Here is a 26,080-nt window from a genome sequence, read left to right as displayed (position 1 = left end):
TTTCTAGGATAGTGCTTGTTGTCCGATCTTATACAAGGGCATATTGTTTTGTTGTCGAAATCGACAAGCCGGACAAAGAGAAACTGAATCTTGTTTATCAATGCTTCGATATAACTGATGGCAAGCACTACATACTTGCTGAGAAACAGGATATTCCATTACCGTTAAATCTCTCATCTCTTTTGTCAGTTCTAATGCTTTCAATTGACATACATCCTGACACAACTGACAACCATCACAACTTTGACTATTAATGACTACTTTAGTATCTGTAAAGTGGATGCAATTTTGATGGCAATATACGGCACATATTCCACATAAGGTACATTGATGATGATCTAAAGCAATACGATAAAACTGATACTCCGGATAAGCTTTTGATAAATCAGAAAAACTTCTACCCTCTCTCGCCTTTGCCGACAATGTTAATGTCGAAAAATGTAAAAAAGCTCTTTTGGAATACTGTATCTCCTCAACTACTGATTCAGCTATCGTTACTTTAAATAAAAGTTGCTTATTATCACATAGCACCTGATTCGCCTGTTGTACCGCTGAAAACCAATCTGAATCTGATGATTTAACACAAACCTCGTTAATACCATCAGCTCTTAATAGTAAAAGTTTTTCCAATAAAGGTGCAGGCTGATTATCTTCATACAGAATATTATTTCTAATGTTATAACTAGGTGCAGTACCTACAATCGCGGTAAATGGACAGTTCTCAACACATTGTCCACACTCATCACATACATTGGAATCCAAAGTAATAGTGGGTGTCACTTTTATTGCATTTAAATGGCAAACTGCAGCACAACGCTTACAGTTTGCCCATTGATATTTTTGTCGTACACAATCAGCACTAATATACATTGCTGCCAGATTCCTTACTGCCGAGATCTACGCACCAAGAAAGAAGAAACTGCATCTACCAACAATTTCTGCGGCGACGATACTAATACTTGCAATACTAATAACAAATAAACTGATACCTTGTTCCAACTTAACTCGGAAAAAAATCATACAGCTTAACCCAATCACTAATAAGATTGCTTTGATAAGAGTTAATTGCAAAACTAGTGCACTATCTACATATTTTGCTGAAATTCCTATAGTGGCATTACTGGCTATATGACCTTGTAGATATAAATAACTGATAATATTTAAAACTACCGCAAGCGCTGCAAAAGTGAAAAACTGCGTGATGACTTGTTTTATGATCAAGAAATTATGTTGTTCTCTCAATGAAATCACCAATGCCAAACAAGCAATAACACCACCAGCAATTAATGTAGTAGCAACAAAACTGCTATAAGTAATCCAACCATTCCATAACAAGAATAATGAATTAACATAGATATTCGACATTACAAAAACTGTGCAAATACCTACGATTGTTGTCAGCATTAACAATACATTGATATATGTTTTTCGCCATATCAAGCACGCTATACTTAAGGTAAGTAAACCCATATAGCCACCAACAAAGACTACTTCACGACTCATCCATGAAGAAAAAACATTGTTGATAGTATTAAAGATATGCCAAGGATTACCCAAATGAAATACTGAAACAAACAGCCCTACCCCACCTATGAACCAACTTACCATTAAAGGCAAGTGAATAGTTTGCTCTTGTTTGCCGTTAATCCTATAAAACATTGTTAGCAAAAAACAACCAATAGAAATTTGTATTAATGTTGTAAACGCAATAAGCGGCCATTCATGCATAATTTCCCCCTTTTCTAACGATTAAAGCCAACAATAAGATTTGGGTGAGTAATTTCTGAATTAGGTAACCCTGCAATATCAGCATTGTCGCCATACTTCTTTCTTAACTCACTAATCAAACCAAATTCAATTGCTCGCATCGGACACGAATCCACACACACTGGGTTCTGTCCTTTAGCTCTAAGATCGTAACAAGTATCACATTTAGTCATCATTCCTAATTGAGGATTAAATTGAGGTGCTTCATAAGGGCAAGCCCAAGTACAATATTTACAACCAACACATTTAGTATAATCTACTAATACAACCCCATCTTCAGCACGCTTATGCATTGCTTGAGTAGGACAATGACTAACGCAAGCAGGGTTATCACAATGATTACATGAAATAGATAAATGCCATTTTTTTGGATTAGGATATTTTCCCGCTTCAATATCATAAACTCGACGGAAATTACGCCCTACTTCCAAATGGTTTTTATCCTTACAAGAAATAACACAGGTCTTACAGCCAATACATTGAGAAACATTAATATAAAAGCCAACTTGGTTTGGATTTGTCATTTATTTTTCCTCCACAAATGATGGAAAACGAGGTGGTAAATAAGCATCAGCAGTCAGTTGATCACCAGACCATTTTTCAATATTACAAAAACAAGAATTCCAGCCAGATGTTCCTAAACCTGTTGCAATTGGTTCATATAACACATTTTCCGTTCCAGCTTTGTCTATATTGCTTTTTTCATCAATGTCTGACCATCTACCATGCGGGATTGCAACAACACCAGGTTTCATCGTTTCAGTACAATAAACTGGTCGCAACATTTTGCCCAATTTAGAAGTTACTAATACCGTTTCTCCATGTTTGATGTTTAGCTCTTTAGCATCTGTCGCATTCATATATAAATGACTTGGCCAGGCCTCTCGCAACTGCGGTACATTATCTAAAGTACTATGTGATGAACGTAAATAATGCGGTGTGAATACTTGAAATGGATATTTCCCTTTCTTCTTGCTATGCCAATCTATAAAAGTACTTTGGTATCCGTTTTCACTTGGAACATATTTAGGAATTGCTGGAACTTCGCTCCAACCATACTCTTTGGCACGTTGATGCAGGCGTTTGCAGTAGATCTCAAACTTACCGCTTTCTGTATCAAGTGGATGCGCTTTAGGATCACGAATAAAGTCGGCGTAAGCAATAAATCCATAATTATCTCCTTCTTGCCGATCAACTTGATACTTACCTTCTGCAAGTAATTTATCTAATGCAATTTTTCCTTGTTGAGGTTTACCAATAAAACCATATTTAGCTATATCTTCTAAAGTGATCGTGACTAATGGAGCTGAAGTTTTACCATCAGATTCAATCACAGTTGCACCAATAAGTTGATTAAAAAATTGTTGTTTCTCTGAAATAGGGAAAACAGCATTAATATCAACGCCTAATCTTTTACCAATTTCTCGTGCTATCCATTGATCACTTTTCGCTTCATATAAAGGTGCAACAATATTTACCCCTAATAACAACACTTCTCGATTATGCAAAGGTAACACTATGCCCTCTTTTTCCCATTCTGTCGTAACAGGCAAGACTAAATCAGCATATTTAGCATTCGTTGAATAGTTATAAGCTGGTGTAACAATAAATTCCACACTGGAGCGATAAGCTTCAATGGCTTGCATCGCATTACTAAAACCTTGCATCGTATTATTGGCACAATGGAAGATCATTTGGATATTGACATCTTTATCGCCACCTTTTGGTTGCCGGCATTTGCCCTCAATAAGCGCTCGGTTCAATTCATTATGATTTATCGTTGTTGCGATAGGATTTGCGATATCCGGTAATCCATTCTGTCCTTCATTTACAAGAAAACCACCGCCATTAGCAGCAAAGAAATGAACTGACGTACCTGTCATATTGCCTGAACTGCCAAGATGTCCAGTCATAAAACCTAAGGTTGAAAATGCATGAACCCAACCTTCCCCATTATTGATTCTTGCTGGTGCCCAACCACATAATAATGCTACTTTTTCAATAGTTCCGATGCGATACGCCAAAGATTTTATTGTTTCAACTGATACTCCTGTAATCTCTGATGCCCATTCAGGTGTTTTAGGTTCATTAGTGTAAGTACCTAACAAATAATCTTTAAAGTTCTCTTTAGGATCTACACCATCCGGCATATGTTCGGCATCAAAGCCAATAGTATATTTATCGAGGAAATCCCATTTAATTAAAGGGTTACTTTGCGGATTATCTTCTTGTAACAACACATACATAATTCCTAATACGAGAGCATGATCTGTTGCAGGATTAATTGGAACCCATTCTGCATCTAAAATAGCAGCAGTATCGGTATAACTAGGATCAATACAAATAAATTTAGCGCCAGCTTTCTTAGCTTGAATATAGTGATACGTTGGCGAACCGGGGCTTGTCCACGCTGGATTAGCTCCCCATAAAATAATTAACTCTGATTTACGTAAATCAAGACGATCATTGATCCCAAACACACCCCAATGAACACCTATGAATCCAGCAGTTTCAGCCCACGCTCCGAAAGAACGTGTTCCCCAATCCGATGTATAACCGCCAGCAGCGGCAAACATATTATAATAAGGCGGACAAAAGTTTTTTTGCCCCGTTACCCACAAAGATTCTTGACCATACTTATTGGTAATACGTTTTGTCTCTGCTGCAATAAGATCTAAGGCTTCTTCCCAGCTAATACGCACCCATTGATCTCGACCACGTAAAGATTTATCTCCGCCACCTGGCGCCCAATGTTTACGGCGCATTGGATACTTCAATCGATCTGCGCCAAATACTTGATGACGTTGCGAACGCCCACGTAAACAACCCCGTTGCTGTGGTGTATTGGGACTATCCGGAGTTAAATCATCGGTTTTTTGGCGAATCACTGTATTACCGCTGACTAATGCTTTATTTAAACATTTACCACCACAATCATGCCAACAAGCTGCTGGTTTCCACACTGGTACATTTTCATTAGCAGGTAAAACATTCTCTTTTGCTATTAATCCTTTATTAATCGGTAATGTCGCCAAAGCAGAAATAGCAGATGACCATTTCAGAAAAGTTCTTCGCTTAATTTCAAAAAAAGTATTTTTATCCATATTGAGTTTCTCCTCATTACCCATCTACGAATTATTTTGCATTTGTAACAACAACGAATTTATTTTTTCACTATCAAACTTAATAAATTCCTCTATAAAACGAGCCAATTTCTTATAAAAATCAGTTTGTGCATATTGCTGAATATTTAGTGAAAATAAATGAATAAAGTTCAATATATGTTCTATTAAAAACATATATTGTGCTTTAAGATTAAATTCTAATTCCGATAATTCATTACATGTCGTGAGCGCTTTTTGATTAAGGTGATAAATAAAATCTAATTCAAAGCCAATATGATCGGCAGCTTCTATCTCCCGTTCTGGTAAATAAAAACTGTATTGTTGATAATATTTTTCAACATTTGCAGTTGTTTCCGTAAACAGTAAATAATCACCTTTATAAGAAGATTCCCATGGAGGAGCTGGTAATATATGTGGGCCAACAAATAATTGTGTAAAATCCCAATGTAACTCTTGATAATCATCAGAATGTGATGAAATATTTTTATTTAATAACTCATCTAACCAACTTTTATATAAATTACAAATTTCCCGATTTTCAGATAATTCATTATAAATAGTATTAATTAGATTATTTTCTTTCAAGAAAATAAGCAGATCTATATTAGGTTCTTCAATAAATAAACGCCGCAATAAATCATAAATATAATGACGAGTAAATAAGTAATTCATAATTAGCCTATTATTCTATTAAGCACCTAGAATTAGGTAGTTTTATAATGTAAGCTATCTTAGTAAAACCATTTACTGATTAATTAATAATTTCAGGCAATTGATATCGAAAAAAAGTCAATGGGGAGTTTTTATGATCAATATCAATAAAAAACACTTAAAGAAGTTAGAAACAGAATGGAAAACCACATTGTCCCCATTATTAAACTCATCTATCCCAAATCAACTCTTGTTTTCTACTGATATCACTGATTTTTCCAAAAAGACTATTGCTCATAGCCATACATGGGTTCAATTTATTTATACACGCACTGGTACCGTATATGTTGAAATAAACAATCAATTCTGGCATTTACCGCCTTTGCATGGTGTGTGGATTCCCAAAAATTACGAACATACTTTCTGGAGTTCCGAAAAAGCTGAATATATTAGTATCAATATTAACGATCGATTTGATCCCTATCTCGAACATATTCATTGTCAAGTCGTTGAAGTATCGCCACTTATTGATGCTTATACTGAATACTTAATGCAAACAACTAAGCAGCCCACTAAAGATTTAGCGCTAAAAGAACAAACTTTTATTTCACTTTTAACTGAATTAGCGCCTGTTAATTTCACTTTACCCTATCCAAATTCACCTGAATTGCTAACACTATGTAGAACAATACAAAGTGAGCCGAGTTTACCTCACACTCCTGAAAATTGTGCACAAATCCTCAACATTTCACTAAGTACTTTTATTCGGCGTTTTAAAAAAAGAAACTGGTATGACATATCAAGAATGGCGGCAACAAATGCGTTTACTACATTCAATAACGCGATTAAAAAAAAGGCGACAATATTCTTAATATTGCACTAGATAGCGGTTATTCCTCATCTTCTTCCTATATCTATGCTTTTAAAAAACATTTTGGTGTATCTCCAACAAAATACATCAATAATAGCTAACTTGTACGCACTGTTTATTCACTTATACAAGTCATTAATATTTTTCTTTTTCGATCTTTATCACAAACCCTTCTTTGTAAAATTCACACTCATTTTTCCATAATCTATGCTCAAATTTATTTTTAGTTATGGAAATTTTATGTCACTAGCCATCGTTCATAGTCGTGCTTCAATTGGGGTACAAGCGCCGCTTGTTACTATTGAAGTGCATATTAGCAAAGGTTCTCCAGGTCTAATTTTAGTTGGATTACCAGAAACCACAGTCAAAGAAGCAAGAGATAGAGTAAGAAGTGCCTTAATTAACAGTAATTTTCGTTATCCAGCACAACGTATCACTATCAATTTAGCACCTGCAGATTTGCCTAAAGAAGGTAGTCGCTTTGATCTTGCCATCGCTTTAGGGATTTTAGCTGCTTCTGGGCAGATAGAGGCGAAGCGGTTACTCGCGTTTGAATTTGTTGGTGAATTGGCTTTAACAGGAAACTTACGCAGTGTACAAGGGATTATCCCTGCTATTCTTGCAGCGAAAAAAGTCAAACGAGAATTAATTATCGCGAAACAAAATGCCGCAGAAGCGACGTTAGTTGCAGATACACAAACCTATTTCGCCAACACTTTATTAGATGTTGTCAGTTTCCTAAATCAACAACAGCAACTACCTATCGCGCAAGCATTAGAGATTCAGCAACCCTCATCCTCTCATCCATCATTAGATATGTCCGATATTATTGGGCAGCAACACGCTAAACGTGCTTTATTAATTGCCGCCGCCGGGCAACATAATCTATTATTTCTTGGCCCACCTGGAACAGGAAAAACCATGTTAGCCAGTCGCCTAACAACCTTATTACCAGAAATGAATGAACAAGAGGCGATTGAAACTGCTGCAATTAATAGCTTGGTTCAACAGCAGATTAATTACCAAAATTGGAAACAACGCCCTTTTCGAGCACCGCATCATAGCGCTTCCATGGCAGCCTTAGTTGGTGGCGGTACTATCCCAAAACCGGGAGAAATTTCCTTAGCTCATAATGGCGTACTCTTTTTAGATGAATTACCGGAATTTGAACGTAAAGTATTAGATGCGTTACGAGAACCATTGGAAAGTGGAGAAATTGTGATTTCGAGAACCGCTGCCAAAGTCACTTTTCCAGCAAGATTTCAACTAATTGCGGCAATGAATCCTAGCCCAACCGGGCATTATCAAGGCACACATAATCGCACATCTCCACAACAAATTATGCGTTACTTAAACCGTTTATCCGGGCCATTTTTAGATCGCTTTGATCTTTCCATTGAAGTGCCACTATTACCGCAAGGAACACTACAACAATTACCCAAAGATGAAAATAGTAGCGATAAACTGCGCAAAATAGTGATTCAGGTACGTGAAAAACAATTTGCTAGAGCAGGTAAAATTAATGCTCATCTCTCTGGCAAAGAGTTGGAAAAGTATTGCAAGTTACAACAAAATGATGCGATTTTTCTTGAAACTGCGTTAAATAAATTAGGTTTATCCGTTCGCGCTTATCATCGAATTTTACGCGTTTCCCGTACTATCGCTGATCTTGCAGATGAAGAACAAATCCAACGTTCACATCTCGCTGAAGCGCTTGGCTATCGCGCTATGGATCGGTTATTACAACGTTTAACCACTGGTATAGAATAAAAATGCGATAAAAAAACTCTTTCTAACAAATTGCGTCAGAAAGAGTTTTTTCAGAATTAAATTATTTAGCCATCACACATGCAACGGAATAAATACCATTGTATAAATAACGATAACCGCAATACCTGCCAATAACGGCACTGAAGTACGTTTCACTAACAACATTGGGGAAAGATTTGCGCTTCCTGATACCGCAACAATTACCCCTGATACTGGCGATAACGCACGTCCGGTATTAGAAACTTGCATCATTGGTGCGATTAAATAAGCTGGGTTAATGCCTAATTGTCCTGCAAGGCGTGGTGCTAATTCAACAAATGCGAAAAATGCGGCATTACCAGAACCAGACGCGATTGCAACTAATAAGGTAATTAACACCAATGCAAACATCATTACGGTACCAGCTGTACCGAGATTTTGTGCCACTCCAATTAAATCTTCAGTAAAACCAATACGGCTTAAACCTTCCGCAAAAACACCCGCCGCAATAATTAACATCACTACGCTGCTAAACGCTTCTGCCATACCGTTATAGCATTTTTCTAAACCATCAAATACTTCACTGGCTTTACGAGTGCGAGCTAACTCAATCAAGGCACTAATAATTAAGGTTAAAATTAACAATCCACCTAATGAAATCTCCGGTAATACTTTGCCATCAAAAATAAACAAACCAATAATTGGTAAGAATGGCAAAATCGCATAATACACTGGTGCTTTATTATTCAGTAAATGACTTGGATCGACTTCGCTGAGGCTTTCTGCGTGCGCTAATCCCTCTTTAATATCGCAATAACGTTGCCAGAAAAAGTGAGCAATACCAATAACTAACATTGCTAATAAACTCATTGGTAAAATTACTTGGAACGCAAAATGTTTTAAGGTATCTCCTGCCTGTTCTGCCGCTAAGATCACATCAACCGAAGTTGGCGATAAATTTACTACTGCTGTAGTGCCACAAATAGCTGCTGCACTCGGTGCTGAAATGCCTAAACGGGTAAGAATCGGGAATAATGTTGCCATTAAAAACACCCCTAATGCGGTTGCAGACGGAATCGCAAAAGAGATAAAAGAGGCAATCCAGAAACCACCAATCAATAAAATATAAGGCGATTTAATCCGGCGTAATGGTTTATATAACAAACGTACAATAACATCGTTAGCACCAATATGGCTCATATACACTGAGAAACCAATCAACACCATTACGATCATTCCTAAACCGCCGCCACGTTTTTCAAACAGTGAGTACATATAGTTGCCAATATCGACAAAGAAAATCCCTGTACTATCTTTCACTGGCGGTGCAATAAAGGAAGCAATGATTAATAACACGATCCCGGCACACAACAATAAACCTTTTGCGTTTTGTCCCTTAATAATCCAGTAGCCAACTAACAGAATGGCTAATGCGCCAATAATTAAACTCATTATTTTTCTCCTGCTTGATTAGATTTAAGTTGGCTAAAAGCATTAGCAATACCTACAACAACGCCAACGGCTTGATTCATTACATCAATTGATACAAATTCAAATTTGCCATGAAAGTTTTCACCACCGGTAAATAGGTTTGGTGTCGGTAAATTCATAAAAGATAAACGGGCGCCATCAGTACCGCCACGAATCGGTTCAATGCGTGGTTTTACTCCTTGTTGCAACATTACCTGTTCAGCAAGATCCACTAAATAGCGATGTTGCTCTACTTTTTCACGCATATTGCGATAATGTTCATGGATGTCGATTTGGATACTGTCCGCACCATATTGTTGCTGATAATTAGCAACCGCATTTTGTAATAACTGACGGCTAGCTAATAAGCCTGCTTCAGTAAAATCACGTAACGCATAACGCAAGATGCAGTGCTCAAGCGAACCTTCAATCTTACGTAGGAAAATAAAACCTTCGTAACCTTCACTAGTTGCCGGAGTTAAATGCGGCGGTAAACTCGCTTGGAACTGACAAGCACGTTCCCACGCATTAACCATTTTGCCTTTCGCAGTCCCCGGATGCACAGAACGCCCAAATAAATGAATTGTCACTTCATCAGCATTAAAGTTTTCATACTGTAATTCACCGACTACGCTACCATCTAAGGTATAAGCCACATCAGCGGCAAATTTTTCTACATCAAAATGATCTGCACCGCGTCCAATTTCTTCATCAGGAGTAAAACCAACGCGGATTTTGCCATGTGGAATTTCTGGATGAGCTTGTAGATACTCTATTGCAGATAAAATAATCGCAATTCCTGCCTTATCATCTGCACCAAGTAAACTGGTACCATCTGTTGTCATTAGCGTATGTCCCAACAGATTTAATAAGTTAGGGAAATTTTTTGGTGAAAGTAAATCACCAGAACCAGCAAGCAGAATTTCCTCTCCGGCATAATTCTCCACTAATTGCGGTCGAACATTTTCCCCATTGAAATCTGGCGCTGTATCAACATGTGCTAATAAGCCCAACACAGGTACTTGTTGTTCAATATTGGCAGGTAAAGTCGCAAACAGATAGCCATTATCATCTAAGCTAATCTCTGTTAAACCCATACCAATTAATTCTTGTTCCAGTAATCTTAAGAGATCCCATTGTTGCGGTGTACTAGGTACAGTAGCGCTTTTAGGATCAGAAGTAGTATGTATCTGTACATACTTTGTAAGTCGTTCAATCAACTTACCTTTCATTGCGACGGAAAAATCAGTCGCTGACATAGTATTGTTAGACATAATTGAATTATTTCCTATGAAGCTAGGTTAATTGTAGTATTCGGAATGGTGATTTTTATAATTGTTCAAATTACAGCCAAAATATAGATAAAATCACTAATCTTGCGCTGATTTTAACAGATTATATTTTGTTATACATAAGGAAAGAATTATTTTCTAAAATAAGATTCCCCAAAAAGCAAAATTGATTACCTTATCGACCAAAAAACATAAAAAAACGGTCAAAATTGCATAATTTTGACCGTTACACCAATAACTTAATTTAACAACTTAACGACGACTAAAAGTCAATTTTGTTACTTGGTAAGCAAATAATACTGCACCAAAAATTAAGATAATATCGCCGATAGTTCTTAACCAACGCAGTGTTTGTAAGAAATCTTGTTGTAAGAAGCCTTCACTTCTTGCATACCATAACCCTTCGCTAATACTTGCAGACACTTGGAATAATCCTACCGGTAACAAACTGATTGCGATCATTAGAATTAAACCAAGATTCATCGACCAGAAACCAACTTTCATTACTGTTTCATTAAAGACAAAGTCTGGTTTTAAATAACGAGCAACAAGCAACACAAAACCTAAGGCTAAGAAACCATATACACCGAATAATGCCGCATGTGCGTGTACTGCTGTGGTATTTAACCCTTGTAAATAGAACAATGAAATTGGCGGATTAATTAAGAAACCAAAGACGCCAGCACCCAACATATTCCAAAACGCCACCGCTACGAAACACATTAACGGCCAACGTAAACGCTGCATCCAAGGTGTTGCGTGTTGATATGACCAATGTTCGTAAGCTTCCTTGCCCAATAATACTAACGGTACCACTTCAAGCGCTGAAAACACTGCTCCGGCAGCTAACGCTGGTGTTGTTGTACCTGAGAAGTAGAGATGGTGCGCAGTTCCTGGTACGCCGCCTAAGAGAAATAAACTACCAGCGACTAATGACGCTACTGTTGCGCTACGATAGCTGACTAAACCTAAGTTGTAGAAAATAAAGGCTAAGGCACAAGTTGCAAAGACTTCAAAGAATCCTTCTACCCAAAGGTGCACTACCCACCAACGCCAGTATTCCATTACGGTTACGCTTGAGTGTTCGCCATAGAATAAACCTGGACCGTAGAATAAGCCAACACCGACAATAGAAGAGATAAAGATTGCTAATAGGTTTTTATCGCTACCATTTTTAAAGGCATAGCCTGTACAGCGCAGCATTAACCATAACCAAACAATAAAACCAACGAATAATAGGATTTGCCAGAAACGACCAAGATCTAAATATTCATAACCTTGATGCCCGAACCAGAAATTCAATGATGATGGGATTTGGTGGCTTAAGGCAAAGAAATTACCTGAATAAGAACCAATAACCACAATTAATAAAGCCAGGAATAAGAAATTCACACCAAATCGCTGGAATTTCGGATCTTTCCCACCATTAATGATTGGCGCTAAGAATAACCCTGCGGTTAAGAAGCCTGTGGCAATCCAGAATAATGCGGTTTGAATATGCCAAGTACGCACTAACGAATATGGGAATAGTTGTGAAATATCAATACCATAGAATTTCTGTCCTTCTACGGTATAGTGCGCTAAAACACCGCCTAAGCCCACTTGCACGACAAATAACGCTAAAGTTAAAAAGACATATTTAGCTAACGCTTTTTGTGAAGGGGTCAATTGAAGTTTTAATAGAGGATCAGTTGCTGGAGGTGTTGGTTCTTGCTCATTACGATTACGTAAGAAAGAATAACCCCACACTAAGAAACCAACCCCAGCAATTAAGAACACAATCGAAATTAATGACCACATAATATTTTCTGTGGTTGGCACATTATTGATCAATGGTTCATGCGGCCAGTTGTTGGTATAAGTAGCGTCTGCATTTGGACGATCTGTTGATGCCGCCCACGCTGTCCAGAAGAAGAAATCAGCTAATTTTTGGCGAGCTTCTGCACTTGGTAAAGTATTATCCTTCATCGCAAAAGCTTCGCGTGTTTTCAGCATAGTAGGATCATCACTATACAACTTATTATAGTATTCCGCTGTTTGCTGAATAGCTTGTAAACGAACATCAGAAATCACTACCTTGCCGTCGCTATTCACTCGGCTTTGTTTACGATATTCATCACGTAAAGCAACTTGCAATGCTGCTTGTGTCGGTTCATCTAAATCAGCATACGCTTTACCAAACGCCGCTTTGGCGGTAATGTCCAACCAAGCTGTTAATTCACGATGCAACCAATCGGCAGTCCAATCCGGCGCTTGATATGCCCCATGACCTAATAATGAACCTAATTCCATACCACCGGTTGTTTGCCACGCTGTTTGCCCTTGCAGTACATCTTCTTTAGAGATAATGGTTTCACCGCTTTGTGAAACATAGGCTTGTGGAATTGGTGGTGCTTGACGATAAACTTCTACACCGATATACCCTAATAATGTAAAAGTTAAGATGAGGGTTGTTAGTAAGATTCCCCATAACTTTTTATAATTTCCCATTTTTAACTCACTCCATAAGTTAAATTTTATGAATCCAATTGTTGTCTTGTATTCAGTTCATAATCAGCAAATACCTGACTAATTTAGTCAACTAAATACCCGACTAATTATATAAGTTATTATGAGAAAGGTAATACCTGTATAGGAGTAATCCTAGAACGTTCTTTGTTCACCTAAATTACTGTTACTTTTTATTTTTTTCAGGAAAATGTTGTTCTAGTACTTCACGAATGATTTTCATCAATTCTAGCTGTAAACGACTGGCATTTGTTTTACTACTGATCGCCATATACAGATCACAAGGTAATTCCGGTTCTGTAATTGGAATGGCGCGCAAATTGTTATGATAGTCCCGAAAAGCTAGCGTCATTGGCAATAAAATAGAATTACCAATACCATCCTCGACTAAATCTAGAATCAATTCCTTACTATCGACTTCCATAATAATATTGCTCTTTCTATGCAATTTTGCCATTTCTGTATCAAACAACTGACGATAAGTATTATTTTTACTTGGGATCACCAATGGAATAGTTTCTAGATCTGCTGCTGTAATACTCGTTTTATGTATAAATTCAGGATTATCGCGTCTTACAATCAACATTAATTGCACATTAATCAACAATTCATACTCGAGATTCTTTAAAAAAATCGGATTATGCAGTAACGCCACATGCAACCGATCCATACTTAAACGCTCTTGTAAATCTCTGGTTAAACCTTCAGTAACAATCAAATTCGCTTCCGGTAAACGTTGATAAAACAGTTTAATGATATCTCGCGCTAATAATTTTGATAATGTTGGAGGAATCCCTAATGAGATAGATCCTGTAATTTTACCTGTCGTAAAACTAAGATCCTCTTTTAGCAACTGTACCTGATTAAGAATTTGATGACAGTGCCTTAGTAAAATCTGCCCAGCTTCTGTAGTAGTTACACCGCGCCCATTTCTGACTAATAAACTTTTTCCCAATTCAGTTTCTAATTGTCGAATATGTCTGCTCAATAAAGGCTGAGCGATATCTAATTCATCGGCTGCACGTGTATAACTATTCAATTCTGCGACTTTAGCAAAATAGGCGAGTTGTTTGAGATCCATAGAATACCTATCAAATTTGTTATAACTGTTAGATAGTTTATCAACTTTTTAATAGTAATTTGAATACCTAAAATGCTCCTTAATTTCATTGTTTAGGAGATTAATATGGCTAAACAAATTTCTATTCCATGCATGTTAATGCGTGGCGGCACATCAAAAGGCGCATTCTTTGCCTTTGACGATTTACCTCAAGATATTCCTACTAGAGATAAAGTATTACTCGCTGTAATGGGATCGCCTGATAAACGTCAAATTGATGGTTTAGGTGGCGCACATTCCTTGACAACCAAGGTCGCAATGATCCGTAAAAGCCAGCAAGAAAATGTCGATTTGGAATTTCTTTTTGCTCAATTACAACCGGATAAAGACACCGTTGATACTAAGCCGAATTGCGGCAATATGCTGGCTGCAGTCGTGCCATTTGCCTTAGAGAAAGGATTAATCCAACCACAAGGTGCAACTACAACCGCTCGAGTATTAACGTTGAATACCGGCATGTTAGCCGATATTACGGTGCAAACCCCAGACGGTTATGTGAACTATGACGGTGATGCTCGTATAGATGGCGTACCAAATTCATCTGCACCGATTCAAATCCGTTTCTTAGATACCGAAGGTTCTGTCTGTGGTGCGTTATTACCTACCGGTAATGTGAAAGATACTTTTGACATCCCTAATTTTGGCCAATTAGAAGCCACTTGCATTGATAATGGGATGCCGATTGTTTTAGTCCGCGCTGCTGATGTAAAACGTACTGCTTACGAAAGTGTAACTGAATTAAATAACGATACCGAACTAAAAACCATTCTGGAAAATTTACGTCTGCAAGCTGCTCTTAAAATGGGTTTAGGCGATGTAAAAGAAAAAAATTATCCAAAAATGTGTTTGGTTAATGCCCCAATTAATGGTGGTCAAATCCATACTCGCTGCTTTATTCCGCATGTCTGTCATGAAGCAATTGGCGTGCTTGCCGCAGTCACTATTGCTACCGCTTGCGTACTAAAAGATAGCGTAGCTTATGGTTTCTCAAACACAGATTTATCTATCAATCCAAATTTTTCCGTAGAACACCCAAGCGGTGAATTCACTGTATCCCTCAACTTAGACGAACAAGGCAATGTAACAAGTGCAGCTTTATTACGTACTGCTCGTCTATTAATGAAAGGTGAAGCAATGATCCCACACCACATTTGGCAACAAGGAGCATAAGATGAGTTTAATTATCGACTGTCATGGCCATTACACCACAGCACCGAAAGCGCTTGAAGAGTGGCGTAAAAGACAAATCGCCGGCATTACCAATCCATCAGAGATGCCAAAAGTTTCTGAATTGAAAATTAGTGATGATGAAATTCGTGAAAGTATTGAGTTAAACCAACTCAAATTTATGAAAGAACGTGGTTCCGACATCACTATTTTTTCACCAAGAGCAAGTTTTATGGCTCATCATATCGGAGATTACAATATTTCTGCGACCTGGGCATCTATCTGTAATGAACTTTGTTATCGGGTATCACAATTGTTCCCGGATCATTTTGTTCCTGTTGCTATGTTGCCGCAATCTCCGGGTGTACCAACAGAAACCTGTTTAGCTGAAATTGATCGTTGTGTTAAAGAATACGGTAATGTTGGTATCAATTTAAATCCAGATCCGTCTGGTGGTCACTGGACTTCACCACCGTTAACAGATCCATACTGGTTCCCGATTTATGAAAAAATGGTGGAATATGATATTCCAGCGATGATTCATGTTAGCACCAGTTGCAATCATTGTTTCCATACTACTGGCGCTCACTACCTTAATGCTGACACCACCAGCTTTATGCAATGTTTACAAGGCGATCTATTTAAAGAATTCCCAACCTTACGTTTCATCGTTCCTCATGGTGGCGGCGCGGCACCTTATCATTGGGGTCGTTTCCGCGGGCTCGCGATGATGTTGAAAAAACCAATCTTAGAAGAACATCTGCTTAACAACATTTTCTTTGATACTTGTGTTTATCACCAACCAGGTATTGATTTACTGCTTGATGTTATCCCTCACAAGAATGTGTTATTCGCTTCAGAAATGATTGGCGCTGTCCGCGATATCGATCCAAGAACAGGTCACTATTTTGACGATACTAAACGTTATATCGAAGCAAGTCGTTTAACCGACGAACAAAAACATCAAATTTATGAAGGCAATGCGCGTCGTGTTTTCCCTCGTTTAGATGCCTTACTCAAATCAAGAGGACAATAGATTATGGAACTTCAAGTTAATCAATTAGGTGTTGTTAAACGTAATATTCAACGTGCCGATAAAGCTGCTGTCGAAAAACTAGCGAAATTCGGGGTAGCAACCATCCATGAGGCAATGGGACGTGTTGGTTTAATGAAACCTTATATGCGTCCAATCTATCCACACGCCAAGATCTGCGGTACTGCTGTAACGGTTCTACTGCAACCAGGTGACAACTGGATGCTTCATGTCGCCGCTGAACAAATTAAAGAAGGCGATATCGTTGTTGCTGGTTGTACCGCCGATTCAACCGACGGTTTCTTTGGTGAATTACTTGCCACTTCATTCAGAGCGCAAGGCTGTAAAGGCTTAATTATTGATGGAGGCGTCAGAGATACCGCTGAATTGGAACAAATGGATTTTCCAGTTTTTAGTAAAGCAATTCATTCAAAAGGCACTATCAAAGCAACATTAGGTTCAGTCAATGTACCGGTTATTTGTGCTGGTGCAGTAGTTTACCCTGGTGATGTAGTAATTGCCGATCACGATGGCGTAGTTGTTGTACCAGCAGCAAAAGCAGCAGAAGTCGCTGAAGCCGCACAAAAACGCGAAGAAAACGAAGCGATCAAACGCCCTCAATTCCAGGCAGGTGTTCTAGGTTTAGATCTCTACAAAATGCGTGAAAAACTCGAAAAAGCTGGTTTGCAATATATCGACTAAGGAGCAAAATAATGAAATTTGAAGTTACACCAGGTTGGTTACCATTTTATCCAACTCCTTCTAAACCTAAATTACAACTCCCGAAAGGCGCTGTAGATGCACATTGCCATGTATTTGGTCCTGGCGATATTTTTCCTTATGCACCAGAACGAAAATATACACCCTGTGATGCACCAAAAGAAAAGCTGTTTGCGTTGCGCGATCTGCTTGGTTTTGAACGTAACGTTATTGTTCAAGCAACTTGCCATGGTGCGGATAATCGCGCCTTAGTTGATGCGCTTGAAAGTGCAAATGGTAAAGCAAGAGGTGTCGCTACTGTACGGCGTGATGTCACTAATGATGAACTACAAGCACTGCATCAAGCTGGTGTTCGAGGGGTACGTTTTAATTTTGTGAAACGTTTAGTGGACGCACCACCGAAAGATACTTTGATGGAAATTGCGCAAAAAATCGCACCACTTGGTTGGCATATTGTGATCTATTTTGAAGCTGATGATTTAAAAGAATATTGGGATTTTTTTACCAGTTTACCGACCACTGTCGTTGTAGATCATATGGGAAGACCCGATGTAACTAAACCAGTTGATGGGGAAGAATTTGAACTCTTCATAAAATTAATGCGTGAGCATAAAAATTTCTGGAGCAAAGTATCTTGTCCTGAACGTTTAAGTAAAACCGGCCCTAAGGCATTAAATGGCGAACAACATGCCTATGTCGATGTCGTCCCATTTGCTCGACGCCTCGTACAAGAATTTCCTGACCGCGTACTGTTTGGTACCGATTGGCCTCATCCTAATTTAAAAGACCATATGCCAGATGATGGCTTATTAGTTGATTATGTCGCTCAAATTGCACCATCTGAAGAAGAACGTCAACGGCTCTTAGTTGATAATCCGATGCGTCTATATTGGCCTGAAGAACAGTGATCGATAGATAAGTACCAACGTATCTCTGTTGGTACTTGATTGATCTCCTTATTTGCACAAACAAGAGAAGACAAAAATGAAAAACAAACCCTTTTATAAAGAATTATATTTTCAAGTATTGGTTAGGATATTAGCAGGGATTGCTTTAGGCTATTTTGCACCGGATGTTGCAGTAAAATTAAAACCATTGGGCGATGCTTTTATTAAATTGATCGCTATGATTATTGGGCCAATTATCTTTTGTACTATTGTGGTTGGTATCGCAGGTATGAAAGATATGCGTGAATTAGGGCAAGTAGGTGGTAAAGCATTAATTTACTTCTTTGTTATGTCCTTTATCGCATTAACTTTTGGTTTAATTTGGGGGCATTTAATTCAACCAGGTGTTGGATTTAATGTTGATCCCGCAACACTCAATACAGCTAGTTTAACCAAATATACTGATGGAGCTAAAAACGTTAATTTAACTGATTTTGCGATGAACATTATTCCATCTACTTTTGTTGGCGCTTTTTCCTCCGGTAATGTTCTTGCTATCTTATTAGTTTCTATTCTATTCGGTTGTTCTCTTTCTGTTATTGGCGAAAAAGGTAAACCGGTTTATAACTTTGTTGAAAGTGTATCTAAAGTCTTCTTCCATAACGTACACTTAATTTCTAAGCTATCTTCTATCGGTGCTTTCGGGGCGATTACCTATACAATTGGTGCTTATGGCTTACAATCTTTAATTCCTTTAGCAAAATTTATTCTCGGTTTTTATGCCCTATTAATATTCTTCGTCATTGTTGTTTACGGCATCATTGCCAGAGTTTGCGGTATCAGTCTTTTCTCTTACTTAAAATTTATTAAGGAAGAATTGTTGATCATCTTAGGTACAGGTTCATCATCTGTAGTATTACCGCATATTATGGAAAAATTAGAGCGTTTAGGCTGCCCTAAATCTGTTATTGCGTTGGTTGTTCCATCTGGTTACTCCTTTAACCTTAACGGTACTAACCTTTATATGACAATGGCGATTATCTTTATTGCACAAGCCACTAATACTGAATTAAGTCTTACCAACCAAATTATTCTATTAATTGTCGCAATGTTAACTTCTAAAGGTGCTGCTGGTGTTACAGGTGCTGCATTTGTAATGTTAACCAGTACTTTGATTGTCTTACCAATCGTTCCTGTTGCAGGTATGGTACTTATTCTTGGTATTCACCGTTTCGTTGGTACAGGGTTAGCAATTGTTAATTTGATTGGTAACGGTATCGCCGCAATTGTTGTTTCCGTATGGAATAAATCCTTTGATCGGGAATTGATGAAGAAAACCTTATCAGAAGAACTCTAATAATTAACTATAAAGACCTCAGTTACCTTGCAGCTTCTCCTGTGCTGCAAGGTTTTTTTATCACTTTTTTATTCCAAACGTCGGCTAAATAACCAACTGGCAACGACTAAAGCGACAGCGGCGATAATCAACATAGGAAAAAGATTAATCCACACTTGTTGTGCAGACATATCTTTAAGGAATAAACCATTCACAATAATTAAGAAGTGTTTAAACGGATTGATTTCCACCACCCATTGTAACCAATCCGGCATATTTTCAATCGGTGAGGCATAACCTGAAAGTGATATGGCTGGCACTAAAAAGAGAAATGTCCCTAAAATTGCTTGTTGTTGAGTTTTTGAAATCGCGGAAATAAATAAACCAACACCGACCATCGCTAAAATAAAGACAAAAATTGAGCCAAATAATAGCCAAAACGAACCAACAAATGGCACTTGGAAAATAGTTACTACAATCACAAAAATAATTAATCCTTCCGCAAGCCCAACTAAGACAGCCGGAATGGTTTTACCTAATAAGATCTCACCCGGTGTTAACGGCGAAACTAAAATTTGATCGAACGTACCCAATTCTCGCTCACGAGCTACCGATAGCGCCGTTACCATTAATGCCACTAATCCAGCTAAAATGCCAACCAATGCTGGTACGGTGTACCATAAATGATCTAAATTTTCGTTAAACCAGTTACGATTTAAAATCACCAACGGTAAAGCCTGTTTACCCTGTTGTGCGGCTAATTCTTGGTTATATTGCAAAATGATTTGTGCCAAATAACTATGAATAATTTGTGCCGAATTCGAGTTTCGACCATCTAATAAAACCTGAATATCACCTGCTTGTCCTGCTAATAATTGTTGGCTAAAGTTGGCGGGAAATTGCAATGCCACTAAAACATTCTTAGTGGCTAATTGCTGTTTTAATTCCTGTTCACTTTGTACAAAAGTAAACTCAGTAAAAGTTGGTGAAGCAGTAATGCGTTGCATAACTTCAGCGCTATACACACCATTGTCTTGGTTATAAATAGCAACTGAAATATTTTTCACCTCTAACGTAGCAGAATAAGAAAACAAAAACAGCTGAATAACAGGTGGGCCAATTAACACTAAACGACTGCGTGGATCACGAAACAACGCCAATAACTCTTTGATAATTAATGCCCAAATACGTCCATTCATCATAGATCAATCCTTTTTTGTGTTTTACGTTTAGTGAATAAAAAGGTCAAAATACCGATGATTAACATAATCGCAATGCCTTGTGCCAATAAGCTCCACACATTACCGGCTAAAAAGAGCGTTTGCAGACTGGTTACATAATAACGAACGCTAAATAGATAAGTCAGCCACTGTACCGGTAATGGCATTGAACTAATTTCAAACACAAAGCCAGACAACATAAAAGCGGGCAAAAAGGCAAACATAATCGCAATTTGCGAAGCAACAAACTGATCTTTTGCTAATGAAGAGATCAATAAACCTTGCCCTAACGCACAAATCAGAAAAACCGACGTTGCTAAAAAGAGTGTCAAAAATGAACCATGAAATGGTACTTGATAATAGAGAGTAGTAACGAGGAAACAGATCAGCATTGAACCAATTCCTAAAATATAATAAGGGATCAACTTACCAAGCAAAATTTGCGTAATAGTGACTGGCGTTGCCATCATAGCTTCCATAGTGCCGCGTTCCCACTCACGAGCAATCACTAACGCGGTAAGCAATGTTCCAATCAAGGTCATGGTAATTGCCATTGAACCAGGTAAAAGGAAGTGCCGACTTTTTAATTCAGGATTAAAGAGATAACGTTCTTTAAGTTGAATCCCTTGATTTTCCGTAGCAGATTGCTGCATTAACCAGGTCTGCACAACACCACTAGTATAACCATTCACAAACATTGCTGTATTTGGTTGTGAACCATCAGTTAATACTTGAATTTTGGCAGTTTGTTGTCTTAATAAATCTAACGTAAAAGGTTCTGGAATTACGACAATCCCTTTGATTTTCCCCGTAGTCAGATCACCATACAGCTCTCGGCGATCATTAGCCGTTTTCACCTCTAGAAATTTGGAGTGGGTAAAAGCTTCCCTTAGGCTATTCGCCAACGGTGTTGATGAATGAGAAACCAAGCCGATATTCATTTTGTTGCTATCGAGATTGATACCATAACCAAAAATAAACAACAAAATAAATGGCAAAACAAACGCAATCAAAATAGACGATGGGTCACGAATGATCTGTAACATCTCTTTGCGCACTAAGGCGAATAATCTTGTCATTATGCCTCCTTACGTTGTTGATCATGCGCTTGAACTAATGCAATAAAAGCATCTTCTAACGTCGGTGAATCTAATTGTGCTAACTGTTTTGCTTGTTGCTTTAACTCATCTGGCGTACCAGTAGCAATATTTTCTCCACGATAAATCAAGCCAATACGATCGCAATATTCCGCTTCATCCATAAAATGTGTTGTTACCATGACAGTAACGCCCTTTCCTACCATCGCATTAATATGCAGCCAAAATTCTCGGCGGGTTATTGGATCAACACCTGAAGTAGGTTCATCTAAAAAGAGAATATCGGGCTGATGAATTACTGCACAAGCTAACGAAAGCCGCTGTTTAAACCCCAACGGTAAATCACCAGCATTCATTCTGAGGTAAGGTTGAAAATCAAAAATATCGATCATCATCGCAATACGCTCACGCTGAACTTTACCTGTTACACCATATAATCCAGCAAAAAAGCGTAAATTTTGCAGCACATCTAAATTGCTATACAACGAGAATTTTTGCGCCATATAACCGATTTTACTGCGAGCCAAAGAGGTTGCGTGTCGTAAATCTAAACCTGTAACAAAACACTCCCCTGAAGTAGGCTGCAATAAACCACACATCATCTTAAAAGTGGTTGATTTACCTGCGCCATTTGGCCCTAACAAGCCAAAAATTTCGCCTCGTTTAATGGAAAAGGTATTATCTTTAACTGCGACAAAAGTCCCAAAACGCTTAGTTAACTGCTTCGCATCAATAACGGGTAAACCATCATCCGATTTATGTTCAATTTTTGCGGCTAACGCTGAATTACCACCTGGTCCACCACCAAGACAATCAATAAACGCATCTTCAAAGCAAGGATTCACTGCTAACCACTGTCCTTGTTCTAACACTGGTTTTTCTTGTGAATTATGCAACACTAAACGAATATTACTGCCTTGAATAATGCCATCCATTACTTGCGGTTGTTGTAACAATTTGATCAATATTTTGCGTCGTTCTTCTGCTGGCACTCCAGTCACCTGATAAACACGATTTTCCACTCTTGCTAATAATCCTTGTGGATCACCGTCATATAATTTTTTTCCCTCATTTAATAAGATCACACTGTCGCATTTTTCCGCTTCATCAAGATAAGCTGTTGACCAGAGTACCGCCATTCCCTCTTTTACTAATTCTTGCACCAATTTCCACAACTCGCGCCGCGAAATAGGATCGACACCTACACTCGGTTCATCTAATAACAATAATTTTGGATCACCAACTAACGCACACGCCAAACCTAATTTTTGTTTCATACCGCCTGATAACTTGCCGGCTAAGCGCTGTTGAAATGGTGCTAAATCAGTAAATGAGAGTAATTTTTCAAATTTTTCTTGTCGATTTTTACCTGCGATACCGCGCAAGTCCGCATAAAGGGAAAGATTTTCAATCACTGTAAGATCTTCATATAACCCAAATTTTTGTGGCATATAGCCGCTAATTTCGTGAATTGCTTCTGCTTGGTTGTCGCAAGCCGCAGAATTTGAGAAACTGAACCACATAACTTGAGAAAAAAAATTCTCTCATTATATGAATTTAAACCTCATTTAAAAGCCATTTAAACAATTGCAATCTCACAATGTGAGTAATCCCCTTTTGTTACTTTACGTGTTAGCCAATCACTAAATTTAGCTAACAAATCAAAAGGGCGGTTAATTGATTTCCGCCCTTTGTAAAATGCTAAATACACTTCCGACATTACAGCACCTCACCAACTTTTCTAATCTCAAGCACGATTTGCGCTGCACGCTCATTAACATCAAATTCTGTTGTAAGCGACTGTAGTTCGTATGCGCGCATTCTCAATTCACCAATTCTGTTGACCGCTTCTCGCATTGCACTAGCTTGTTTAATAATCAAATCTGTTGCTGTTTTTGCGTCAATGCCTGCCGGTGTAGCAAATGCAGCAACTTGTCGCGGAACTTCTCCAGTGTAACCTGCTTCTTTGTATGCGATAGCCTCCGCTTCTCGTAACAAATACTCTTGCGCAAATCTATCTTTTGATTGATAGACTTTTGCTGCCTCATCATTGATAAGCGATACTGCTTTTGCTCGACACGCTGCAAGTGTCAACTCTTTTGCTTCTTCGCTCATCACCCAGCCTTTATTCTTATCAAAAACAAAGCCCTCTTTCGGACGATTCACCAATTTAAATTCACCATCTTTTAGCTCAACCAACGTTTTGCCATCAAGCTCAGCAATATCGTTAATAGCGAATGTGATGTAATCTGTCATATCAGAGGGACGCTCAGCTAGATAGACGAGCGGTGTAGATTGAGCAATTGATTGTTTTAATGCGTAAATATACATTGTACTCTCCATTTAATTAATAATACGCCAGCCTTTGTTAATTGCGATTGATTTATCGCACGCTTCGGCACCGGGTGTGTTTGTAATCGTGATGGTCGGATAATCTGTAACGGTGGCTAATGTGCCAAACATCTTGTTTAAATCGTCACTACTCATGCTTGTGTTAGCTACGCTAAACGATACCCTTGCACCTTTAAGTTCAACTACTTCAAGTTTGCTGCATCCATTAAACATATTGTCAAAGCTAGTTGCAGATGATGCATCAACCCTGACTCTTATGAGAGATGTACAACCATCAAACGTATGCGAAAAGTTCTTACACTGAGACCCAAAATTTATATTACTATCAAGACTTATATCTTTTAGTGATGTACATCCCGCAAACATATAACTTGCGTTATTCACATCACTAATTCTACAGTTAAAAAGATAGTCTAATGCTTTGCAATTAAAGAACATTTTTGTTGCATCGAAATCTTGCGTGAAGTCGAAGTAGACATTTTTGATTGTTCTTGCGTTAGTATTTTCAAATGCGGACACAGCTGAAGACGTGAATGCCAAAAGTACGTCAATATAGCAGCCCCACCCTTCAAATGTCTTAATGCTAGTATTTTTTAATATTGCATCGCAGTTTGTATCGTAACCAGATAGTGAAATGGTTAACTTATCGCAAACACAGCCATTTAAAAGACCTTTTACTTCACCGCTAACCGCTGATGTAAAAATCACATTAGACGGTCGCAATGGCCGCTGAGCATCAAAAGTTACATCTAATGAATTAGATTGAAAACTAACCTCATCACTATCTGCAACAAAGTTAATCACTACTTTCTTTTTAGATTGTGGTAAAACAACATCAAAAACTGACGATATGGTTTCAGGTTTTGTTGGCACGAGTCGCACTACGAACGTTTTGGTGTTAACAGGTAGTTTTTCATACTCCGCATTCAGCGCTAACATTTGTTCGTTGATTGTGATATCGGAATCAGGGTCTATGATGACGTTAGTGATATTGCCTGTGTTAAGCGCTTGTATCTTGGATGGGTACTGCTCAAAAGTGACGCCGGTCATATCAATATTTTTTGATATTAATGCTTGACGTAACTCATCTTTTGCTAACTTAATTCTTTCAAGATTTTGTTTAAGACTCATTCAAAATTCCTTCAGCTAGCGCGCTTGCACCGTTCACTTCTTGCTCAAGCGCTGTGATACGTTTGTTAATTTCGTTTAGCGTCTCTACCGGTATTTCACCAGTATCGCCCTTCTCACCAGGGTCGCCTTTCTCGCCCTTCTCACCAGGGTCGCCTTTCTCGCCTTTAAAAACCTCACCGGGCAAAATAGTCACTTTAATCTCTTTTTGTGTCACTAAATCCATTCTTACTACTCCGTTACATCTGGCTCTATGATGACTTTCCCTCTCACCAATGTTCGCACGATATCATTTTTCGTCATTTGTAAGTCATAGTGCCATGTCGTTGATTTGACATTTTTAGTCAATTGATGGCTAAAAATTAACTGCAATACGTTATCGCTCAACACATTAATGCTATTATCTGTTGTTGATAACGTGATTTGCTCAATATTAGGCTTGCTTTTTAGCGTCATTTTTAGCTCTGCATCACGCAAGCTAAAATCAGGCAACGCATCAATAAGCACTGTGAAGACAGTGTCATCACCTCGATAGATAGTTAAGTCTTTTGTATCAACTTTCATTTTTGCGTCTCCGCAAGCGCCTG

General features: G+C 38.2%; 24 protein-coding genes and 1 pseudogene. 8 read left to right on the top strand and 17 right to left on the bottom strand.

Annotation, left to right across the window (positions count from 1 at the left end):
- Nucleotides 1-3: 3 nt before the first annotated feature.
- From NYR30_RS00575 to NYR30_RS00555, 5 genes are read right to left on the bottom strand one after another with little or no spacing between them, the layout of a single operon-like run.
- On the bottom strand, nt 4-870 hold the full coding sequence (locus NYR30_RS00575; RefSeq protein WP_066113084.1) for a 4Fe-4S binding protein: 867 nt from the start codon (nt 868-870) through the stop codon (nt 4-6).
- A gap of 27 nt (nt 871-897) precedes the next feature.
- Nucleotides 898-1,728: a dimethyl sulfoxide reductase anchor subunit family protein gene (locus NYR30_RS00570; protein WP_066113083.1), complete on the bottom strand. Its 831-nt coding sequence runs from the start codon at nt 1,726-1,728 to the stop codon at nt 898-900.
- Nucleotides 1,729-1,742: 14 nt separating this feature from the next.
- Nucleotides 1,743-2,291, bottom strand: a complete 549-nt coding sequence (locus NYR30_RS00565; RefSeq protein WP_066113080.1) for a DMSO/selenate family reductase complex B subunit — start codon at nt 2,289-2,291, stop codon at nt 1,743-1,745.
- Nucleotides 2,292-4,871 carry a molybdopterin-dependent oxidoreductase gene (locus tag NYR30_RS00560; protein WP_156536745.1) on the bottom strand — a complete coding sequence of 860 codons (2,580 nt, stop codon included), beginning with the start codon at nt 4,869-4,871 and terminating at the stop codon, nt 2,292-2,294. It abuts the gene before it with no gap.
- 24 nt (nt 4,872-4,895) lie between these two features.
- The gene (locus tag NYR30_RS00555; RefSeq protein ID WP_066113076.1) at nt 4,896-5,564 is read right to left on the bottom strand and encodes a TorD/DmsD family molecular chaperone; all 669 of its coding nucleotides are present in this window, start codon (nt 5,562-5,564) and stop codon (nt 4,896-4,898) included.
- A 133-nt stretch (nt 5,565-5,697) separates the two neighbouring features.
- On the opposite strand from NYR30_RS00555, the gene NYR30_RS00550 reads away from it, so the two are divergent.
- The 3 genes from NYR30_RS00550 to NYR30_RS00545 all read left to right on the top strand — a co-directional run bounded on the left by NYR30_RS00550 (nt 5,698) and on the right by NYR30_RS00545 (nt 8,184).
- Nucleotides 5,698-6,426 (top strand): AraC family ligand binding domain-containing protein, encoded by a 729-nt coding sequence (locus NYR30_RS00550; protein WP_302501514.1) that lies wholly within the window; start codon nt 5,698-5,700, stop codon nt 6,424-6,426.
- On the top strand, nt 6,408-6,515 hold the full coding sequence (locus tag NYR30_RS13645) for an AraC family transcriptional regulator (RefSeq protein WP_367401233.1): 108 nt from the start codon (nt 6,408-6,410) through the stop codon (nt 6,513-6,515). Before NYR30_RS00550 ends, NYR30_RS13645 begins: the two co-directional genes overlap by 19 nt.
- A 139-nt stretch (nt 6,516-6,654) precedes the next feature.
- Nucleotides 6,655-8,184, top strand: coding sequence for a YifB family Mg chelatase-like AAA ATPase (locus NYR30_RS00545; RefSeq protein WP_066113072.1), 1,530 nt, complete (start codon nt 6,655-6,657; stop codon nt 8,182-8,184).
- A gap of 72 nt (nt 8,185-8,256) precedes the next feature.
- Here NYR30_RS00545 and dcuC read toward each other — a convergent pair whose 3' ends face one another.
- The 4 genes from dcuC to NYR30_RS00525 form a co-directional block, all read right to left on the bottom strand.
- A complete protein-coding gene (gene dcuC / locus NYR30_RS00540) occupies nt 8,257-9,615 on the bottom strand; it encodes an anaerobic C4-dicarboxylate transporter DcuC (protein WP_197495411.1) in 1,359 nt (452 codons plus the stop codon).
- The gene (gene pepT / locus NYR30_RS00535; protein ID WP_231923679.1) at nt 9,615-10,907 is read right to left on the bottom strand and encodes a peptidase T; all 1,293 of its coding nucleotides are present in this window, start codon (nt 10,905-10,907) and stop codon (nt 9,615-9,617) included. Before pepT ends, dcuC begins: the two co-directional genes overlap by 1 nt.
- A gap of 270 nt (nt 10,908-11,177) precedes the next feature.
- Nucleotides 11,178-13,415, bottom strand: coding sequence for a nitric-oxide reductase large subunit (locus NYR30_RS00530; protein WP_066106688.1), 2,238 nt, complete (start codon nt 13,413-13,415; stop codon nt 11,178-11,180).
- A gap of 184 nt (nt 13,416-13,599) precedes the next feature.
- Nucleotides 13,600-14,514, bottom strand: a complete 915-nt coding sequence (locus NYR30_RS00525; RefSeq protein WP_066106685.1) for a LysR family transcriptional regulator — start codon at nt 14,512-14,514, stop codon at nt 13,600-13,602.
- Between the two features lie 105 nt (nt 14,515-14,619).
- On the opposite strand from NYR30_RS00525, the gene NYR30_RS00520 reads away from it, so the two are divergent.
- From NYR30_RS00520 to dctA, 5 genes are all read left to right on the top strand, one after another.
- Complete coding sequence (locus NYR30_RS00520; protein ID WP_066113070.1) at nt 14,620-15,723, top strand: 4-oxalomesaconate tautomerase; 1,104 nt, start codon at nt 14,620-14,622, stop codon at nt 15,721-15,723.
- Nucleotide 15,724: 1 nt separating this feature from the next.
- Entirely contained in the window at nt 15,725-16,756 is a 1,032-nt protein-coding gene (locus tag NYR30_RS00515) for an amidohydrolase family protein (RefSeq protein WP_066113067.1), read from the top strand.
- Between the two features lie 3 nt (nt 16,757-16,759).
- Nucleotides 16,760-17,455: a 4-carboxy-4-hydroxy-2-oxoadipate aldolase/oxaloacetate decarboxylase gene (gene ligK, locus NYR30_RS00510; protein ID WP_066106677.1), complete on the top strand. Its 696-nt coding sequence runs from the start codon at nt 16,760-16,762 to the stop codon at nt 17,453-17,455.
- Between the two features lie 11 nt (nt 17,456-17,466).
- Nucleotides 17,467-18,381 (top strand): amidohydrolase family protein, encoded by a 915-nt coding sequence (locus NYR30_RS00505; protein ID WP_066106674.1) that lies wholly within the window; start codon nt 17,467-17,469, stop codon nt 18,379-18,381.
- A gap of 76 nt (nt 18,382-18,457) precedes the next feature.
- Nucleotides 18,458-19,717 (top strand): C4-dicarboxylate transporter DctA, encoded by a 1,260-nt coding sequence (gene dctA, locus NYR30_RS00500; RefSeq protein ID WP_066113064.1) that lies wholly within the window; start codon nt 18,458-18,460, stop codon nt 19,715-19,717.
- A gap of 68 nt (nt 19,718-19,785) precedes the next feature.
- On the opposite strand, the gene NYR30_RS00495 is transcribed toward dctA, so the two are convergent.
- The 8 genes and pseudogenes from NYR30_RS00495 to NYR30_RS00460 all read right to left on the bottom strand — a co-directional run bounded on the left by NYR30_RS00495 (nt 19,786) and on the right by NYR30_RS00460 (nt 26,057).
- On the bottom strand, nt 19,786-20,898 hold the full coding sequence (locus tag NYR30_RS00495) for an ABC transporter permease (protein ID WP_066113062.1): 1,113 nt from the start codon (nt 20,896-20,898) through the stop codon (nt 19,786-19,788).
- Nucleotides 20,895-21,995, bottom strand: a complete 1,101-nt coding sequence (locus tag NYR30_RS00490) for an ABC transporter permease (protein WP_066113060.1) — start codon at nt 21,993-21,995, stop codon at nt 20,895-20,897. The genes NYR30_RS00495 and NYR30_RS00490 overlap by 4 nt, the downstream gene beginning before the upstream one ends.
- Nucleotides 21,995-23,536, bottom strand: a complete 1,542-nt coding sequence (locus NYR30_RS00485) for an ATP-binding cassette domain-containing protein (protein ID WP_302501505.1) — start codon at nt 23,534-23,536, stop codon at nt 21,995-21,997. Before NYR30_RS00485 ends, NYR30_RS00490 begins: the two co-directional genes overlap by 1 nt.
- A 62-nt stretch (nt 23,537-23,598) precedes the next feature.
- Nucleotides 23,599-23,733: pseudogene (locus NYR30_RS00480) on the bottom strand (enoyl-CoA hydratase); the annotation flags it as partial.
- Nucleotides 23,733-24,344, bottom strand: a complete 612-nt coding sequence (locus NYR30_RS00475) for a hypothetical protein (RefSeq protein ID WP_302501502.1) — start codon at nt 24,342-24,344, stop codon at nt 23,733-23,735. The pseudogene NYR30_RS00480 and the gene NYR30_RS00475, both read right to left, overlap by 1 nt.
- Before the next feature lie 12 nt (nt 24,345-24,356).
- The gene (locus NYR30_RS00470) at nt 24,357-25,496 is read right to left on the bottom strand and encodes a BspA family leucine-rich repeat surface protein (RefSeq protein ID WP_302501501.1); all 1,140 of its coding nucleotides are present in this window, start codon (nt 25,494-25,496) and stop codon (nt 24,357-24,359) included.
- Complete coding sequence (locus tag NYR30_RS00465; protein ID WP_302501499.1) at nt 25,486-25,719, bottom strand: collagen-like protein; 234 nt, start codon at nt 25,717-25,719, stop codon at nt 25,486-25,488. Before NYR30_RS00465 ends, NYR30_RS00470 begins: the two co-directional genes overlap by 11 nt.
- Before the next feature lie 5 nt (nt 25,720-25,724).
- Nucleotides 25,725-26,057, bottom strand: a complete 333-nt coding sequence (locus NYR30_RS00460) for a hypothetical protein (RefSeq protein WP_302501498.1) — start codon at nt 26,055-26,057, stop codon at nt 25,725-25,727.
- Between the last annotated feature and the right edge of the window lie 23 nt (nt 26,058-26,080).

Origin of the sequence: Gallibacterium salpingitidis, from assembly GCF_030517105.1 — a bacterium.
GTDB classification, from domain to species: Bacteria; Pseudomonadota; Gammaproteobacteria; order Enterobacterales; family Pasteurellaceae; genus Gallibacterium; species Gallibacterium salpingitidis.
Note: the sequence above shows the minus strand (reverse complement) of the source record. Positions and strands in the feature narration are given on the sequence as shown.